Below are 535 nucleotides of genomic sequence, written 5' to 3' on the forward strand. Positions count from 1 at the left end.
TTCGGCCAGCGTCCTCATAACGCGGGCGCGTCGCCGATATGGGTGCGCGCCGGGCCGTGTTCAATTTGCCGTGATCGGCGAAGCGCGCTTCTACATCAAAGTTGCACCGCAATATAGTCTGAAAGTTGCAAGATCATTGCGCCACCGGGCAAGATGCGCCCGCCGCCGCCCAGTTTTCGATCGCTTGATAGGTCGCTTCGGCGGAGCCCGGAGCCGGTTCACGACCCGATCCCGGCGCCCAGCCCCAGGCGACCAGTCTGTCGTCGCGAACATGCACCGCGATGTCCTTCAAGCTGCGGTTGCCATTGCGCAAGGGATCCTTGATCTGGGCGCAGATTTCGGCCGAGGACTTGCCGAACCAGGCCATCTCGGCTGGCGCCAGATGCCAGTTCTCGGCCCCGGGCGGCCCGTGCAATGCCTTGGAATTGCTGGAGAAATGGCAAGTCATGCAACGCAGGCCCGGACTGCCGAAGCCCGGCCCGTCAGCACCGCGCTGGACATTGAAGGCGTGCACGCGCGTGCCGCCGTAATGCGC

Annotated in this window: 1 protein-coding gene; it reads right to left on the reverse strand. The window is 64.3% G+C overall.

Going from position 1 to position 535, the window contains the following annotated elements; genetic code table 11:
- Positions 1–133: 133 nt before the first annotated feature.
- A partial coding sequence (locus EN984_RS37095; RefSeq protein ID WP_127384478.1) for a hypothetical protein occupies positions 134–535 on the reverse strand: 402 nt, incomplete at its 5' end.

Origin of the sequence: Mesorhizobium sp. M7A.F.Ca.CA.004.12.1.1 (genome assembly GCF_003997835.1) — a bacterium.
In the GTDB taxonomy this organism is placed as follows: domain Bacteria; phylum Pseudomonadota; class Alphaproteobacteria; order Rhizobiales; family Rhizobiaceae; genus Mesorhizobium.